A 16,623-nucleotide genomic window follows, 5' to 3' on the forward strand; every position below is an offset into this window, starting at 1 on the left:
CCTGCTGTGCAGTTCTGACGCACTTAGGCTAAAGTCGAACTTCGGAAGGGACTTGCCAGCCCCCTATAAGTGTCAGGCTGGCCGAAGATCTGGGAGGAAATGCCGTGGACTATAAGGACGTGTTTGAGGCCTGGGCGTCTCAGCCGGAACAGTTCTGGATGGATGCTGCCAAAGACATCGCCTGGTTCGAGGCGCCGAAGACGGCCTACCAGGCCGGCAAGGGCTGGTTCCCGGATGGCAAGGTCAATGCCTGCCATGCTGCGCTCGACACCCATGTCGAGGCCGGCCACGGCGACCAGGTCGCCATCTACTACGACAGCCCCGTCACCGGCACGAAACGACAGGTGACGTTCAGCGAGCTGCTCACGGATGTGTCGGCCTTTGCCGCGGGCCTGAAACAGCTCGGCGTCAGCCACGGCGGGCGCGTGCTCATCTACATGCCGATGATCCCGGAAGCGTTGGTGGCCATGCTGGCGACGGCCCGTCTCGGCGCGGTGCATTCAGTCGTGTTCGGTGGTTTTGCCGCGCGGGAACTCGCCAAGCGTGTCGACGATTTCGCGCCGGACGTGCTGGTCACCGCCACCTGCGGCATCGAGCCCGGCCGCAAGATCCCCTACATGCCGCTGGTCAACGAAGCCCTCGCCATGTCGGCGCACCGGCCGCACCATGTCGTCATCAAGCAGCGCCCGGAACAGGAAGTCACCCTTCAGGACGGCCGCGACGTGGACTATGACGCGATCATCGCTGCCGGCGGGTCTGAGCCCTGCTGCCCCTGCCCGTCCACCGACCCGCTCTATGTTCTTTATACGTCCGGCACGACGGGCACGCCGAAGGGCGTGGTGCGCGACATCGGCAGCTATCTCGTCGCCCTCAAATGGTCGATGACCAGCATCTACAGCGCCCAGCCGGGCGAAACCTATTGGGCCGCGTCCGACATCGGCTGGGTCGTCGGGCACTCCTACATCGTGTACGGACCATTGGTGAACCGCTGCTCCACAATCCTCTATGAAGGCAAGCCGGTCGGCACGCCGGACGCCGGCGCCATGTGGCGGATCATAAACGAATATGGCGTCTCGGTCGCGTTCACCGCGCCCACCGCCGTGCGTGCGATCAAGCGCGAAGACCCCGGCGCCACGCATGTCGACAAGTATGACCTGTCAAAACTGCGCTACCTGTTCCTTGCCGGCGAACGCGCCGATCCGGATACGGTGGAATGGGTCGCCAATGCCCTCAAAGTGCCGGTGATCGATCATTGGTGGCAGACTGAGCTTGGCTGGCCGGCGCTTTCGGCTTTCCCCGGCCTTGGCGACACCAAGGTCCACATCGGCGCGGCGGGCCGGCCGGTTCCGGGCTTCGCTTTCGATATTCTCGACGAAGACGGCCACCCGGTTCCGCGCGGCACCAATGGCGCCATCGTCATCAAATGCCCGCTTCCGCCCGGCAGCATGACGGGCCTCTGGAATGCGCCAGGCCGGTTCGAGGAACAGTATCTCTCGACCTATGACGGCTATTACCTCACGGGCGATGCCGGCTACATGGATGAGGACGGCTTCGTCTTTGTCATGGGGCGCACGGACGATGTGATGAACGTTGCCGGACACCGCCTCTCGACCGGCTCCATCGAAGAAGTGATTGCCTCGCATCCGGCGGTCGCAGAATGCGCTGTCGTGGGCGCTGCCGATGAGTTGAAGGGCCAGGTGCCGGTTGCCTTCGTGGTGCTGAAAGCCGGTGCCGATCCGGCGATCATCGAACATCTCGAGAAAGACCTCGTCGCCAGCGTGCGCAATGAGGTGGGCGCTGTCGCATCCTTCCGGAGGGTTTATCTGACCTCGGTGCTGCCCAAGACGCGATCCGGCAAGATCCTGCGCAAGACGATCCGCAGCCTGATCGATGGACAGCCCTTCGACACGCCCGCAACAATCGACAATGTCGACGCCATCGACGCCGTGCGCTCAGCGATTACCGAGCATTCCTGAGGCTCAACTCGACCTGATCGACCACGCCACGCGCATGCTCCACCACGCTTGAGACAAGCTCGTGCGAGAAGGTGGAGCCGATGAACCAGACGCCGCCCTGCCCCTGACAGGACAGGAGGCGGCCAAACAACCCTTCCGCCACAGCGTCGCGCCGGTATTGCGGAAAGTACTTCCATGTGCGCTGGTCGATGATCGCGGCGATGGAGAAATCGTGGCGCACGGCTTCCTCGCGCATGATGTCGCGCAATTCCTCGTGTGACAGGCCGCGGGAAAATTGCCCGGTGATGTAGAGCCGCCCGCCAAGGTCGGCGCTCTCTCCTTCCAGCCGCGCCCCCAGCATGGCGCCCAGCCGGTCCGGCCCGCGCGCTGCATCCGAAAATCCCATGACCTGGTATTTGTCGAACCAGTCCGACGACGACAGCAGCGTCGTGGTATAGGCCTGCCAGTCGATGCTCTCTGCGATGAAGCGGTCATCCTCTGTCGGATCGGTCAGCCGGATAAACTCATCCATCGGCGCGGAAGAGATCACCGCATCGAACTCCTGCGTCTCGCCATTCACCGTCAGCGCCGGCCTGCCTTCGCGCCGGGCCACTTCGGAAATCTGCGCATCGGTCACCACGTTGAGCCGTTTGGCAAATCGCTCCCAGAATCCGCTCCAGCCTTCAACCGGCATGTGCAGCTCGTTCAGGACGCCAGATAGCAGGAAGTCGAAATCGCACCAGCGCGCCGTCTGGCCGGCGGCAGTCTCCTGCAGGTAGCCATAGCCCTGTGCCGTCTGTATACGCACCATAGCGCGCTCGATCTTGCCCAGCTTCAGGCCGGAAACCCATTCCTGGGTTGTGAGCGCCGCCTCGCGCCGCACGTCTGGATCGTCCGGCCGGGTCAGCAGGTTCCGGCGCAACCGCCCGGCCGCGCGGACGAATTTAACCGCCTGACCCGCCATCGGCCCGCCGGGGCCATGCTTCACGAACTCGCGGATCGGCACGCCATCATACACCGCCTTGCCCAGCCGGCGCAGCGTGACGCCTTCCTCGCGCATCCAGTGCTTCACCTGCCGGTGCGCGCGGGTCGTGTAACAAGTTCCCAGCTCGTTCAGCGCATCGCCGTTCAGCACCGAATAGCTTTTGCCGCCAATGCGGCTTTCCTTTTCGAACACGGTCACGGCCAGGCCCCGGTCCTGGGCGAACCGGGCGGCACTCAGCCCGGCCGGTCCCGCACCGATTACGGCGACCTGAGGACGGCCTTCCGGCCCTCCAAAAGGTTTACGAGTCCTTGCCACGATAGATTGACCTCAGCAGCAGTTCCGAACGCAGCTTCAACCACAATGCTGTATCAGGGCAATATGTTCACTGCTGACCGCAACTTTCTCGGATACGTACTGGTTAGGCCAGATCTGGGTCCGGACGCCCGTGCCGAGCGCTTCCTGCTGCGCCAGCATCTCGAGTTTGCGCGTTCAACCCACCATCTCGCCACGATCATCCTGATCAACTCGCTGGCGTTCACGGCCTTCGCCACGATTGGCCTTGGTGAATCCAACGTACTCGTCTGGCTGCCCCTGAACCTGGTCGTTGCGCTGATGCTCTTCCGGGACTGGCTGCGCAGGTCGAAAATGACCGCGCCGCAATCGGTCAGCGGATCCTACCTGCGGAAAAACGAGACCGTCGCGCTGGTCGCGGGTGCGCTCTGGGGCTCTGCGCCCTTCTTCCTGTTTGACGAGGCCCACCTGCCGCTGCTGGTGGGTGCCACCATTTCTATCCCGATGGCGGGCGGCCTGCTCAGCCTCATTCCGAAAAACCCGCGCGTCGTGCTGCGCTACGCTGCAGGCACCTGGTTCACAGCGGCCGTCTATACCGCCGCGCACCCGAGTGTCGCGAACTTCGTGATGCTGTTCATGAACGCGGTCTATGCCTACAGCCTTATTCTGGGCCTGCGGTCGACGTTCCTGGCGCACCTCGCCGAATTCCAGGAGCGCAGCCGGTCTGAAGAAGCGCACGATCTTCTGATGTCCGCTCTCGAATCTTCCGGCCAGGCCTTCGCAATTCTCGACAAGAACGACCAGACCAAGGTCGCCAACTCCGAGCACAATTTCCTTGTCACCAAGCTCGGCGTCACGGTGGAGAACACCAACCGCACGATCCGCACACCGGGCGCGCTCTGGATGCGCACCTTCAATCGCCTGCCCAGCGGCGACTCGGTTGTGATCCATACCAACATCACCGCCATCGAGAACGCCAAGCAGGATCTCGAAGCCGCCCGCGCCGAAGCCGACCAGGCCAACCGCGCCAAATCGATCTTCCTCGACCATATGGGGATGCACCTGCGTGCGCCGGTCAACACGATCCGCGCCGTGTGCGAAGTCACCGGCCGCGACTCCCAGATCCGCGTCGATGAGGACCAGTTGCGCGCCTATATCGACACGATCGGCACCGAGGCGCGCCACCTGGCCGCGACGCTGGAACAGATCAACGAGTACCTCGAACTCGAAAAAGACGATAACAACATCTATGTGGACAGTTTCGAACCCTGCGACGTGATCGAGCAATCGCTCGGCCAGCTGCCGGAGATGCAGAAGGACGCCGTTTCGGTGATTTGCGACGAGGGCTTCTCCCTGTCGATCCAGCGCTCGACCTTCCAGCGCGTGCTCTGCAAGCTGGTGTCGAACGCCCTCACCCACGGACAGGCCCGCGGCGTGCAGGTGCGCGCGCGCCTCCTGCCGGACGGCCGCGCCGCCATCCTGGTCCGCGACCGCGGCCCCGGCATGAGCGAGCAGCAGCTGGCAATTGCAGCCACCCCTTTCCAGGGCCTCTTGGAACGCAACATGCACCAGGACTCGCGCAGCGTCGGCCTAGGCCTCGCCATCGCCAAAGGCCTTTGCCAGAAGCTCGGCCTGACCCTGGAAATCAAGAACGGACGCGAGAGCGGCGTGGTTGCGACCATCATCGTCCCTGCGGCGCTGGTCGATCGCAAGTCCAGCGACGCGGACATCAACCAGATCTTCCGTTCCGCCTGATCCTTACGTTTCCGCGGCAGCACTCGCCGCGGGAGGGGCATTACCTTGACTTGGCCAATCGTATGACCTGAAGTCATATGATATTATCGGGGTGGGGATCATGCAGCGGTTTACCCGCAACAATCTGAGCGATCAGGTCGCCGACGCGCTCGGCCGCTCCATTGCCTCAGGCGACCGGGCACCGGGCAGCTTCCTGCCGACCGAAACCGAACTGCTCGCCGAATTCGGCGCCAGCCGGACGGTCCTTCGCGAAGCCATCAAGATGCTCTCGGCCAAGGGCCTCATCGATGCGCGGCCGCGTCGTGGCACGATGGTGAAGCCGGAATCCGAATGGAACCTTGCCGACCCCGACATCCTCAACTGGCTGCTGGACCGGCGCAATGTGCTGCCGCTGATGATGGAATTCGCCGACCTGCGGCTGGCGCTGGAGCCGGGGGCAGCCGCTCTCGCCGCCCGCGTGGCCAGCGAACGGTCGCGGCAGGACATGCGCGACGCGTATTCAAGGATGGAAGCCGCCGCGCGGGGAGAGGAAGACGCCCTCGCCGCGGACATCGCCTTCCACGTCTCCATCCTGAAAGCCAGCGGCAACCGCTTTTTCTACAGCCTGCGCTTCATGGTCCAGGTCGCGCTGCAATTCTCGATCCGCATCACCAACCACACCAAGGGCGTCGACCGCGCGAGCCTCGAAGACCACCGCCGCATCCTCGACGCGATCCTCGAGCGCGATGCTCCCCGCGCCGAGAGCGCCATGCGTGCTCTGATCGCCGAGACCATCCAGCTGCTCGCAGGCGCCAGCCAAGCGCCTTTCGGAAGCACCGGGTTCAATTCATCTGCCGACTGATCGTCTACCGCACCTCAGCGCGGCGGCACATCATAGTCATGCGTCAGGAAATCGAAGGCCTCGGTGGCGTTCGTGTCCTCGTAATCGAAAAAGCCCGCATTTTCCCAGTGCGATCCCTTGCCCCAGCGAGTCGAGCAGTTGGTCGAAACCCAGGCAGGCTCCCAATAGACAACGCCTGATCCGTCAGCGCTCAGGACCGCCTCAGTCATGTCGATCAGGAAGCGCCTCTGCCCGTCGACGGTCGCAGGATAGTCCTCGATCAGGGAGTCTTCGCCAAGAATGTTGCCCGCCTCATCCTTGTTCTCCAGTGTGAAGGGATAGGCCGTCTCCACCACGATCACCTCTTTCCCGTATTTCTGCCGGAGACGTCGGATCGTATCGGAGAGCCCCTCCATGTCTTCGGTAGACCATTTCGGGTAATAGCTGAGGCCGATAATGTCGAAATCGGTCAGCCCGTGCGCGGCGGCATCGTCGAACCAGGGCTCTGCATATTCGGGCTGGGCGATGTGCAGCATGGCCAGCGGCGGCGCGCCGGCTGCCAAGCCGGCATCACGCACGGCCTTCAGCCCGGCACCGAGCAGTTGCGCGTTCCGCACCCAGTTAATAGGTGTGTCCTCCGGAACGTTCGCGGGCAGCATGACTTCCGTATTCGTCTCATTGCCCACCTGCACCATGTCCGGCATCAGGCCCTCGGCGGCAAGGCCCGACAGGACCGAATAGGTATAATCGTAAACCGCGCCTGCCAGCGCCGCATCGTCCAGCCCTTCCCATGCCGCAGGAATGATCTGGTCGCCGGGGTCGGCCCAGTTGTCGGAATAGTGGAAATCCAGCAGCACCTGCATGCCCGCCGCTTTCGAGGCACGGATCGCCCGCGTCACGTCTTCAAGCGTCGAATACGCCGTCCAGTCGGGGGTATGCCAGAGGCGCAGGCGCACGAGATTGTTGCCGCGGTCCGCAAACAGGCGGTAGGGATCCTTCACCACTCCGCCATCCCGGTAAACCGCGCCACAATCCAGCATTTCATTGACATAGGAAAGATCGCTGCCCAGCCAGATTGTCCGTTCTGGCGCCGGCGCGTCCTCCTGCGCACCTGAGCAGGCAAACAGTCCGAGGACGGACAAGGCCGACAAACGGCTACGGAACCACATCGAGCCCTCCCACCGGTTCAGAAAGTTGCGCCGCGACGGTAACATCACCAGGATCGGCCACCCGGACGAGCGTCGCCGCGATGCCATTCTCCGACGGCATCACCAGCGGACCAACCGGTACGAGCCCCGCCCCGAGATCGAACATGACGTTGATGCCGTTGCGCGGCACGGTCGTGCCACGGCCATCCACCACGCGGGCATGGACAAACAGGAGGTCGCCCGCGACCGGCGCCACATCAAGTGTCACAAGGCGCGCCTCGACGCCTTGCGCAGCGCCCGGCGTCAGAACGGTATGGCGCGCCACCTGCGAGCCGCCGATATAGGCAATCGCCGTCAGTTCACCGGGCTCGAACCTGTCCAGATGGAACGTGAAAGGCGGATGGGCGAGGTGTGTCGACAGGTCGTCCTTGTCGGAATCCTGCACTTTCAGGGTTCGGCCATTCACCTGCAACTCCACCCGCTCGGCATTGGAAAAGACACGGATGTCGAGCGGCGACTTCTCCGTCCACTCGTTCGCGATGTAGACCATTGGTCCGCCATCCCAATCGGGCGAGGTTTCGTCGGCGTCCCTCTGGCTGCGGAAGAATTGGTAGGCCGGCTTGGTCACGCGCTCGAGGCTGGCAATGCCGGACGCTTCAAGGTCGGTCGCATAGCCGCGATTATAGTCGAACATGTCCCAGTATCCGTCCGCGAAGGCCGGGGTGGTGAGATTGTCATTGTGCGCCTCCTGGATGTTCCGCGCCTGCTGCAACAGGCGCACTTCGCCATCGGACAGGAGCTGGCGGCTGGTCCGCGCAGTTTCCGAAAGATCGGCCCAGTCTTCCTGGTTGAGGCCGGCATTCTGGGCGAAATACTCCCAGTCGCCATACTCGGAGACGATATAGGGCTTCTCCGGCAGCACCTGATCCGGATGCGGCAGGCGATGCTGGCGGGCCTGGAGATAGATGTCATAGGTCTCCGGCACCCAGCCGGCAGACCATGCCTGATCGCCCGGATACTCCGCATGCACCATGTCGTGGAAGCGCGGCACCAGGTCGCCCTTCATCCAGCTTTCATTGAGGGAGCATTCCCAGGCCAGCACGCTCGGATGGTTGCGGTCGCGGCGGATCATGTCACGGCATGTGTCGAGCACCTGCGCCACGAAAGCCGGATCCTCGCTCGCATATTGCCAGCCGGGAATAGCATCAAGCAGCAGAAGGCCCAGCTCATCCGCCGCCGCCATGAAGTGGGGCGAATGCGGATAGTGCGACAGGCGCACATAATCGAACCCCGCCTCCTTGATCAGCTTCGCATCCCGGTAATCCGCATTCGGAGAGAGGGCATAGCCGACATAGGGATATTCCTGGTGCCGGTTCACGCCGCGCAGGAACAGGGGCTCGCCATTGATGGCAAAGCCCTCCGGCGTCATCTCGAACCGGCGGATACCGATGCGGGTGCGCCGCGAATCCACCACCTGGTCGCGATCCAGCACCTCGCTGACGAGCGTATAGAGATTTGGCTTTGCGGGCGACCAGAGCGCCGGCTGTGGCACGTCGAGCGAGAGGTGCGTCGTCATCCTGTCACCCGCGGCCAGAAGGATCGCCCGCCGCTCCGCCTGCGCCACCACGTCGCCATTGCGCATCAGCCGCTGGCGCAGCGTGTAGGAACGCGGAGTCGCGCCTGCATTCTCCACTTCCGTCGCAACGGCCACACGCGCCTCTTCGGCCGAAACCTCCGGATAGGTCACGAACACACCGCCACCGGCTGGCGTGTCAGACAACATCTCGTCGGTGATGTGCAGCCGGTCATGAATGCTCAGCGTCACCTCCCGATAGAGGCCGCCATACATGTTGAAATCGAGCAGCTTGAGCGGTTTCGGGCCGGTAATCGCATTGTCGCGATTGTCGAGATGCACGAGCAGGTCGATGGGCTCGCCCGCCTCCACGGCATCCGTCAGGTCCACCGTGAACGGAAGATAGCCGCCAAGATGTGTCGCCACCTTCGCGCCGTTCACATAGACTTCCGCAACATTCATCGCGCCCTCGAAGCGCAGCCAGACCGACTTGCCCACCCACGCCTCCTCCGGCGTAATGGTGCGGCGATAAAAGGCATCGCCCTGCCACTGGTCGTTGACGATACGCGGCTCGAGATTGGCGGTGTGCGGCAGACTCACCGCTTGCCAGCCCTCCTCCGGCAGATCAGAGACGCGCACCAACTCGTCCGGCGGACCTCGCCGGAATTCCCAGCCGGAAGTGAGCGTGATCGTGTGCGAGGGATCGGGCGGCGGCGGAGCGTTTTCTCCCGCGCAACCGGCCAGCATCAGAAGACAGAAAGCAAAACCCGTCAGCCAAGCACGCAGCACAAATCCGGCCTCCTGTTTCGAGTCACCACCAGAGCCAGTAAAGGCCAATCAGGATGACCGCAATGAGGCCCGCCGCCACATTGAAGCCGGCACTGGTGCCGAAATCGATCTCTTCATGATGGATCGCCTTCGCCTGCGTCTTGCCGCCCTGCAGCAGCGAAACGATCACCGCGACGGCGATACAGGCGACGAACACCCAGCCGACCCGGTTCATGAACGGCATCTCCGGCAGGTAGACCTTGAACAGCAGCGAGAACACAGCCGAGCCGAGCGCCGCGAGCAGCGCGCCGAGCGCCGTCGTCCGCTTCCAGAACATGCCCAGCACGAACAGCGTCACCACGCCGGGCGTGAAGAAGCCGGTGAATTCCTGCAGCCACTGGAAGGCCTGGTCTGCGCCCTGAAGCAGCGGCCGGGCCGCAATCACCGCGATCACCATGGCGACGAAGGCGACGACGCGACCAATCGTGACCAGCTGGTGCTCCGACGTGTTCGGGCGCACCGGCTTGTAGAGGTCCATGGTGAAGATGGTCGCGATGGAGTTCATCATGGAGCCGAGCGAGGAGACGATCGCCGCCACCAGCGCGGCAAAGATCACGCCGCGCACGCCAGTGGGCGCAAGGCTCATCAGGGTCGGATAGGTGCGGTCGAATTTCGGGCTGAGATCGCCCGGCTGGCAGAGAGGCGCCACATCGAATGAAGGCTGGATCAGCTGCTGGCCTTCGCCGCAGGGCAGGTCTGGATACAGCAGGAAGGCCGCGATGCCGGGGAACACGACCAGCACCGGCACGAGCAGCTTCAGGAAAGCGGCGAAGACCAGCCCCTTCTGTGCTTCCCGCACACTCTTCGCGCCGAGCGCCCGCTGGATGATGTACTGGTTGAAGCCCCAATAGGAGAGGTTCATGATCCACATCCCGCCGAGGATCACCGACAGGCCCGGCAGGTCATTGTGGAAGTAATTGTCCTTCGACAGCACCATGTCGAATTTCTGCGGCGCGACGTCCAGCATCTTCTGGAAGCCCGCCGCCGGCCCGGCCCCGCCGCTCACCGCATCCAGCGCGATATAGCAGATCAGGAGCCCGCCCAGCACCAGCATCACCACCTGGATGATGTCGGTCAGGGCAACCGCCTTCAGCCCTCCGTACAGGGAATAGATCGCCGCAAACGCCGCCAGCGCCACAAGGCCCAGCGTCAGGTCCAGCCCCGTCACCGTGTTGATGGTCAGCGCCCCCAGCCAGAGAATCGAGGTGAGGTTGATCAGCGTGAACACGCCCAGCCAGAACACGGCCATCACCGTGCGCACGCGCCCGTCATACCGCTGCTCCAGGAATTGCGGCATCGTGTAGATTCGGTGTTCCAGGAAGATCGGCAGGAAAAATTTTGCAACGATGATGAGCGTGATCGCCGCCATCCATTCATAGGAGGCAATGCCGAGGCCGATGGCGAAACCGGAGCCCGACATGCCGATCACCTGCTCGGCCGAAATGTTCGCCGCGATCAGCGACGCACCGATGGCCCACCAGGGCAGCGCCTTGCCCGCAAGGAAATAATCCTCGGTCGTCTTCTGGTGGCCCGCTTTCTCGCGCGAGACAAACCAGGCGATGGACACCAGCGTCACCGCATAGATGACGAGCACCACGAGATCGATAGTCGACAGCCCCATTGCGGCCCTCCCCGAGCCCCGGTCGCTGAACGCGCCGGCTTTGCATTTTATTTCATCATACTAATTGGCCGATTTGCGCGAAGGTCAAGACTGGCACTGCCGCCGGCAGATCTTTCGCCACCGGCGGCTTCCGCCACGACGCATCTGGACAGGGGCGCCCGCAGCCCCGAAAACTCCTGCCCATGATTTCCGGCCCGACCTCCCATTCCTTCATCTCCCAGCGCCTCCGCCTGCATTATGTCGACTGGGGCAATGAAGGCGCCCCAACGCTGGTGCTGCTGCATGGCGGGCGCGACCATTGCCGCAACTGGGACTGGGTGGCCGAGCGCCTGCGCGACCGCTGGCACATCGTCGCGCCAGACCTGCGCGGCCATGGCGACAGCGCCTGGTCAGCCGACGGCGAATATTCCCTGCGCGCGAACGTCTATGACCTCGCCCAGCTCATCCACCAGCTGAACGTCGGCCCTGTCACACTGGTCGGCCACTCCTATGGCGGCAACATCGCCCTGCGCTATGCCGGCATCTATCCGGAGATGGTGAAAAAGCTCGTCGCCATCGAGGGCCTCGGCCCCTCGCCGAAACTGATGGCCGATCGTGCGAAAGTGTCCGCCGCCCAGCGCATGCGCGACTGGATCGACCAGAAGCGCGCCGCTGCCGGACGCACGCCGCGCAAATATGAAAGCCTCGAAGCCGCCTATACGCGGATGAAGGAAGAGAACAGCTACCTTACCGACGAGCAGGCCCGCCACCTCACCATCCACGGCATCAGCCAGAATGAAGACGGCTCCTGGTCTTGGAAGTTCGACAATTACTTCCGCGTGATGACGCCATATGACCTGCCGCAGGAACAGGTCGAGGAATTGTGGAACGCCATCACCTGCCCCACGCTCCTTCTGTATGGCGAAAAGAGCTGGGCCTCGAACCCGGCGGAAGATGGCCGCGCGCAGCATTTCCGCAATGCCGAAGTGAAGCTCTACAAGGATGCCGGCCACTGGCTGCACCATGACAAGCTCGATGAATTCGTCGTCGACCTGAACGCCTTTCTGTAAGTCACGCAAATCGCTGAGGAACCGCCATGCCAGACCCGCTGTTCAATCTCGAAGGCAAGGTGGCGCTCGTCACCGGCGGCAGTCGCGGGCTCGGCTATGAAATGGTCAAAGCCTTTGCCGCGCGGGGCGCCGACATCATCATCGCCAGCCGAAAGCTCGACGCCTGCGAAGAGGTTGCCGCCGAAGTGCGCGGCATGGGCCGCAAGGCCCTGGCCGTCGCCGCCCATTGCGGCCGCTGGGACGATATCGACCGCCTGATCGAGGCCGCCTATGCCGAATTCGGCCGCATCGACATCCTCGTCAACAATGCCGGCAAGGGGCCGTACCTGCCGAGCCATGAGGTTGCCGAAAACCTCTTCGACAGCGTGATGAACCTCAATTTCAAGGGCCCGTTCCGCCTCGCCGCGATTGTCGGTCATCGGATGAAACAGGCGGGCGGCGGCAGCATCATCAACATCTCTTCCATTGCCTCGCTCGCGCCCATGCCGGCGGTCGTGCCTTATGCCGGGGCAAAGGCCGCGCTGAACGCGATGACCGTGTCGCTCGCGGCCGAGTACGGGCCCGAAGTGCGCGTCAACGCCATCGCCGCCGGCCCTTTCCTCACCGACATTTCCAAAGCCTGGAGCGAAGAAGCGCGCGAAACGTCCGACAACGCGCTCGGCCGTCCCGGCAGGCCAGAGGAGATCGTGTCCTCTGCGCTTTACCTCGCCTCGCCCGCTTCCAGCTTCACCACCGGCGCCATCCTGCGCGTCGATGGCGGCATGCAGTAGAAGGAACACGTCCATGTCCTCCGCCCACCTCCTCGATCCACAGCTGAAAGACTTCTTCGAGTCGATGCCGCCACTCACGCTCTCGCGCGAGACGATCGTGCAGGTGCGAGCCCAACGCGAGGCGATGGCACTTGCCCAGATGCCACCCCTGCCGCCGGAAGTCTCCATCGTGCAGGAATACGCCCCCGGCCGGAACGGCGCCCCGAATGTCCGCATGAAGATCTATCGCACGCCGTCCGACCGGAAAGACCGGCCCGCCATCCTGCACCTGCATGGCGGCGGCTATGTTCTCGGCAGCCCGGAAAGCATGGCGCCGCAATGCTGCGCCTGGGCGAAGGGCATGGACGCCGTCGTCGTGGCGCCTGCCTACCGGCTTGGGCCGGAAACCTCGTATCCGGGCAATGTCGAGGACGCCTATGCCGCCCTCGCCTGGATTTACAAGCACGCCGTCCAGCTCGGTATCGACACCACGCGCATCGCTGTGGCCGGCGAAAGCGCAGGCGGCGGCCTTGCCGCGGCGCTCGCCCTGCTCGTCCGTGACCGGAAGGAATATGCCTTCTGCCACCAGCAGCTGATCTTCCCCATGCTGGACGACCGCACCGCCGTGCGGACAGACCTGTCGCCCATGTTCGGCGAATTCGTCTGGACGAACGAAAAGAACCATTATGGCTGGGCCAGCCTGCTCGGCCATCCGCCAGGCAGCGACAGCGTCTCGCCTTATGCCGCCGCTGCACGGGCCGAAGACCTCTCAGGCCTGCCACCGGCCTTCATCTCTACGGGCGCCATGGATCTTTTCACCGAGGAAAACCTCGACTACGCCAAGCGCCTGATGGCCGCTGGCGTGCCTGTGGAGCTGCACGTCTATCCCGGCGCGCCGCATGGATTCATGTGGGTCGAAAACGCCCGCGTTACGAAACAATACGCCCGCGATGCCTGGGACGCACTCTCCCGCGGGCTCGGCGCAGCCTAACCATCCTTCTTCAATCCCAGCTCCGCCAGAACTTCATCCGTATGCTCACCGACCAGCGGCGCGGGCGTGATCGTGCGCTGGGGCGCGCCGACGAAATGCACCGGCGGCTGGGTTTCCCAATAGCCGCCTTCGGTCGGATGCTCGCGGTGCTGGAAGAACTCGACGGCTTTCAGGTGCGGATCGGCCTGCAGGTCTGAAAAATCGTTCGCGCGGGCGGCCGGAATGTCCGCCTCGCCGAGCAGTTTCAGCCAATGCGCTGTCGTGTGATTGACGAAATGGTGCTGCACCCGCGCCATCATGTAATCCATGTTGTAATACCGGCCACGGCGATCGGCGATGCGCTCGTCCTTCAGCTCCTCAGGGGCACCGATGACATCAAACAGTTTCACCCAGCGCGCATCCACATAAGGCGCGATCACCACCCACCCATCTTCCGTGCGCAGCGGTTGCCGGCACGGATCGACCTGGCGCTGGTAACAGAACGGCCCCACCGGCGGATCGAACGCCGCCTCGTAGAAATGCTCTTCCAGCAGGAAGCCTGTGACGCACTCGAACATTGGCACTTCCACGTGCACCGCTTCGCCCGTCCGGTCACGCTGGCGCAGCGCGGCAAGGGTCGCATACACCGCATGCAGGCCGGACACCTTGTCGGCAAATGCCGTCGGGATGAAGCGCGGCTGCGGATTTCCGTCGACGCGCGGCAACAGGCTTGTCGCCCCCGAAAGGCCCTGGATCAGGTCGTCATAGGCCGGGCGCCCCGCATAGGGCCCCTCGGAGCCGAACCCCACGCAATGAATGTAAACGATGTCCGGCCGGATCGCCTTCACGTCCTCGAACGTCAGGCTAAGCCGCGCGATCGCATCGGCGCGCACATTGTGGATGAACACGTCGCTGCGTTCGATCAGCCTGCGGATGGCTTCCTTGCCTTCGTCTGATTTCAGATCCCATACGACCGACCGCTTGCCGCGATTGATCGTCATGTGGCAGGGGCCCATATTGCGAGTGTTCGCCGGCTTGCCCACATTGCGGAAATCGTCGCCGCCTTCCGGCTCAACCTTCACCACTTCGGCGCCCATGTCGGCCAGGGTCTGCGTGCAATACGGCCCGAAAATCACGGTGGTCATGTCGGCAATGCGGATGTCGGACAGGACACTGGTTCCCGGCATAGGCAAATCCTCCAGATCGTTAAGGGCCGTCCCGAATAAGGGCCAGCATCCCGTCCTTGGCAAGGGCTGCCGCACGGTCAGGCGGGCGGCGCAATAGGCTGAGCGGAACCACCCCGGCCGCAGAAATAGCCATCAGACCGACCGCGCCCCAGATCACCGGAACAGCCGAGGGCAAGCCCGATTTCTCCGCAACAAATCCCGCAAGTGGAAGCAGCAACGCCGTGGCCGCAAACGCGATCCCCAGATTTACCCAGAACACCGTGTTCTTGCCCGCAGGGGAGATGTCTTTTCTCTACTCAAGCGGCATTGCAAAGGCGCCATCGGAAAGCACTCCGCCTGCCACAATGGCGAGCATGCCGACACCGAAGACTCCATAGCCTTCCGGGGTCAGGAAACGGGTGAGGATGACGACGGAGACGAAGCCCGCCACCATATGTGCAATGGAAGCAAGCTGGTCCACCCAAATTTCTTCAATAGGTCGATGCGATGACCTGGGGAAACTGGCGAGGCCTCGTCGGCCGTCAGGCCATCACGCGTATCGTCGCCGACTCGATGCACAAGCTGAACCAGTCGAGCGACTCATTGACCCGGCGCACGGCCTGCCGCTCCGCGCTCAGGACACTCTGTTCGCCGGGCGGCAGATGGAAATAGGGATTGGCCTCCCACAGGATCGGAGTTCCATCGGGCCGGATGCTGTAATCGACGGCTGCAAAATCGAGCCCGAGTTCTGCCACGGCGCGGACCAGAACGTCTTTGTAGGGTGGATCAGACGCGAAGTAGCGCAGATCTTCGTCCACCAACTGCTTGAACAGTTTGCGGTGGTATCCGCAGGCACGGGCCATCCGCCGGCGCGAGCTTTGTTCGCGGGCGAACAGGCTGTTGGACAGGCCGACGATCAGTTGGTTCGAGAAGAACAGATGGCTCGGACGCACCGAATTGCGGAACACAAATGCGCGGGCTTTGTGATGGTATTCCGAATACAGGCTGTGCACAGGTGCTCCCGCGTCGCGGTATTCCTGCCGGATGTCGTACATTCGAAGGGCGACCGCAGGAAATTCCTGTGTCACCGGCAACCTGCGGGCGGCTTCCAGGTCTTTCACGATAGTGACCTGGCTCTGGCAATGCTCGACGTCGGACCGGAGGATACAGGGGCCATCCAGCTTTTTCACGGCGGCGATCACGTCAGCCTTGCTTCGGACGATCTGGGCCGCCGCGCTCGGGACGCCGGCATGTTGCCAGATCGCCGCCTGAGCCGCCTTGGCGGTATGGGACAGTGCTTCCGGGGAATTCAGGATCGGAATGGAAAGCGCACGGGCCTGGTTCGCGATTGCAACGGCCTCGGCATAGCATTCTGGATATTTGATACTGAGCGGGTCACCCAACCAGAACAGGACAAGGGAAACGGCTGACAGATCAGGGGCGGCGCTGCCCGTCTGATGAAACCGGAAGTGCGCAGCAACATCCGGCCGCGTCTTGCGAAGCCGGTCGAAGAACGTTCTCCCGGTCGGAACCTCCCGGCCTCTTCCCGGGCCATGGACCACTACGAGAATATCACCTGAGACATGGTCCCACATGAGCGGCCTTTCTGTGCCAGTTTGGCGTTCTGCCCCCCGGTCTTGCGCCGGAGGCTCCCTTTGAGCGGCAACATTCGTGCCACGCGCGACCTCCGTCAACTCGGTGAAACTGCAATAG

13 protein-coding genes are annotated in these 16,623 nt (G+C 63.2%); 6 read left to right on the forward strand and 7 right to left on the reverse strand.

Going from position 1 to position 16,623, the window contains the following annotated elements; genetic code table 11:
• The first annotated feature begins 104 nt into the window (after nt 1–104).
• A complete protein-coding gene (locus R3C13_RS07645; protein ID WP_371310224.1) occupies nt 105–1,976 on the forward strand; it encodes an AMP-binding protein in 1,872 nt (623 codons plus the stop codon).
• On the opposite strand, the gene R3C13_RS07650 is transcribed toward R3C13_RS07645, so the two are convergent.
• On the reverse strand, nt 1,960–3,255 hold the full coding sequence (locus R3C13_RS07650; RefSeq protein WP_371310225.1) for an FAD-dependent oxidoreductase: 1,296 nt from the start codon (nt 3,253–3,255) through the stop codon (nt 1,960–1,962). The two genes, R3C13_RS07645 and R3C13_RS07650, sit on opposite strands and share 17 nt — an antisense overlap.
• Before the next feature lie 63 nt (nt 3,256–3,318).
• On the opposite strand from R3C13_RS07650, the gene R3C13_RS07655 reads away from it, so the two are divergent.
• Both R3C13_RS07655 and R3C13_RS07660 read left to right on the forward strand, forming a co-directional pair.
• A complete protein-coding gene (locus tag R3C13_RS07655; RefSeq protein ID WP_371310226.1) occupies nt 3,319–4,986 on the forward strand; it encodes a sensor histidine kinase in 1,668 nt (555 codons plus the stop codon).
• Between the two features lie 100 nt (nt 4,987–5,086).
• Nucleotides 5,087–5,827 carry a FadR/GntR family transcriptional regulator gene (locus R3C13_RS07660; RefSeq protein WP_371310227.1) on the forward strand — a complete coding sequence of 247 codons (741 nt, stop codon included), beginning with the start codon at nt 5,087–5,089 and terminating at the stop codon, nt 5,825–5,827.
• A gap of 14 nt (nt 5,828–5,841) precedes the next feature.
• Here R3C13_RS07660 and R3C13_RS07665 read toward each other — a convergent pair whose 3' ends face one another.
• From R3C13_RS07665 to R3C13_RS07675, 3 genes are read right to left on the reverse strand one after another with little or no spacing between them, the layout of a single operon-like run.
• Entirely contained in the window at nt 5,842–6,975 is a 1,134-nt protein-coding gene (locus R3C13_RS07665; protein ID WP_371310228.1) for an arabinogalactan endo-beta-1,4-galactanase, read from the reverse strand.
• Nucleotides 6,962–9,316 (reverse strand): glycoside hydrolase family 2 TIM barrel-domain containing protein, encoded by a 2,355-nt coding sequence (locus R3C13_RS07670; protein ID WP_371310229.1) that lies wholly within the window; start codon nt 9,314–9,316, stop codon nt 6,962–6,964. The genes R3C13_RS07665 and R3C13_RS07670 overlap by 14 nt, the downstream gene beginning before the upstream one ends.
• Before the next feature lie 22 nt (nt 9,317–9,338).
• The gene (locus tag R3C13_RS07675; protein ID WP_371310230.1) at nt 9,339–10,976 is read right to left on the reverse strand and encodes a sodium/sugar symporter; all 1,638 of its coding nucleotides are present in this window, start codon (nt 10,974–10,976) and stop codon (nt 9,339–9,341) included.
• 182 nt (nt 10,977–11,158) lie between these two features.
• Between R3C13_RS07675 and R3C13_RS07680 the strand changes: the two genes are divergently transcribed.
• Genes R3C13_RS07680 through R3C13_RS07690 form a run of 3 tightly spaced genes read left to right on the forward strand, consistent with a single transcriptional unit; the run spans nt 11,159 to nt 13,765 of the window.
• Complete coding sequence (locus tag R3C13_RS07680; protein WP_371310231.1) at nt 11,159–12,025, forward strand: alpha/beta fold hydrolase; 867 nt, start codon at nt 11,159–11,161, stop codon at nt 12,023–12,025.
• A gap of 26 nt (nt 12,026–12,051) precedes the next feature.
• Nucleotides 12,052–12,795 (forward strand): SDR family NAD(P)-dependent oxidoreductase, encoded by a 744-nt coding sequence (locus R3C13_RS07685; protein ID WP_371310232.1) that lies wholly within the window; start codon nt 12,052–12,054, stop codon nt 12,793–12,795.
• A gap of 13 nt (nt 12,796–12,808) precedes the next feature.
• Complete coding sequence (locus R3C13_RS07690; protein ID WP_371310233.1) at nt 12,809–13,765, forward strand: alpha/beta hydrolase; 957 nt, start codon at nt 12,809–12,811, stop codon at nt 13,763–13,765.
• Here the strand turns inward: R3C13_RS07690 and R3C13_RS07695 are convergent.
• From R3C13_RS07695 to R3C13_RS07705, 3 genes are all read right to left on the reverse strand, one after another.
• A complete protein-coding gene (locus tag R3C13_RS07695) occupies nt 13,762–14,931 on the reverse strand; it encodes a CaiB/BaiF CoA transferase family protein (RefSeq protein ID WP_371310234.1) in 1,170 nt (389 codons plus the stop codon). The genes R3C13_RS07690 and R3C13_RS07695 overlap by 4 nt on opposite strands.
• A gap of 292 nt (nt 14,932–15,223) precedes the next feature.
• Nucleotides 15,224–15,391, reverse strand: coding sequence for a hypothetical protein (locus R3C13_RS07700; protein WP_371310235.1), 168 nt, complete (start codon nt 15,389–15,391; stop codon nt 15,224–15,226).
• Between the two features lie 61 nt (nt 15,392–15,452).
• Complete coding sequence (locus tag R3C13_RS07705; RefSeq protein ID WP_371310236.1) at nt 15,453–16,505, reverse strand: hypothetical protein; 1,053 nt, start codon at nt 16,503–16,505, stop codon at nt 15,453–15,455.
• Nucleotides 16,506–16,623: the final 118 nt, after the last annotated feature.

The sequence above is a fragment of the Hyphomonas sp. genome (assembly GCF_041398385.1).
In the GTDB taxonomy this organism is placed as follows: Bacteria; Pseudomonadota; Alphaproteobacteria; order Caulobacterales; family Hyphomonadaceae; genus Hyphomonas.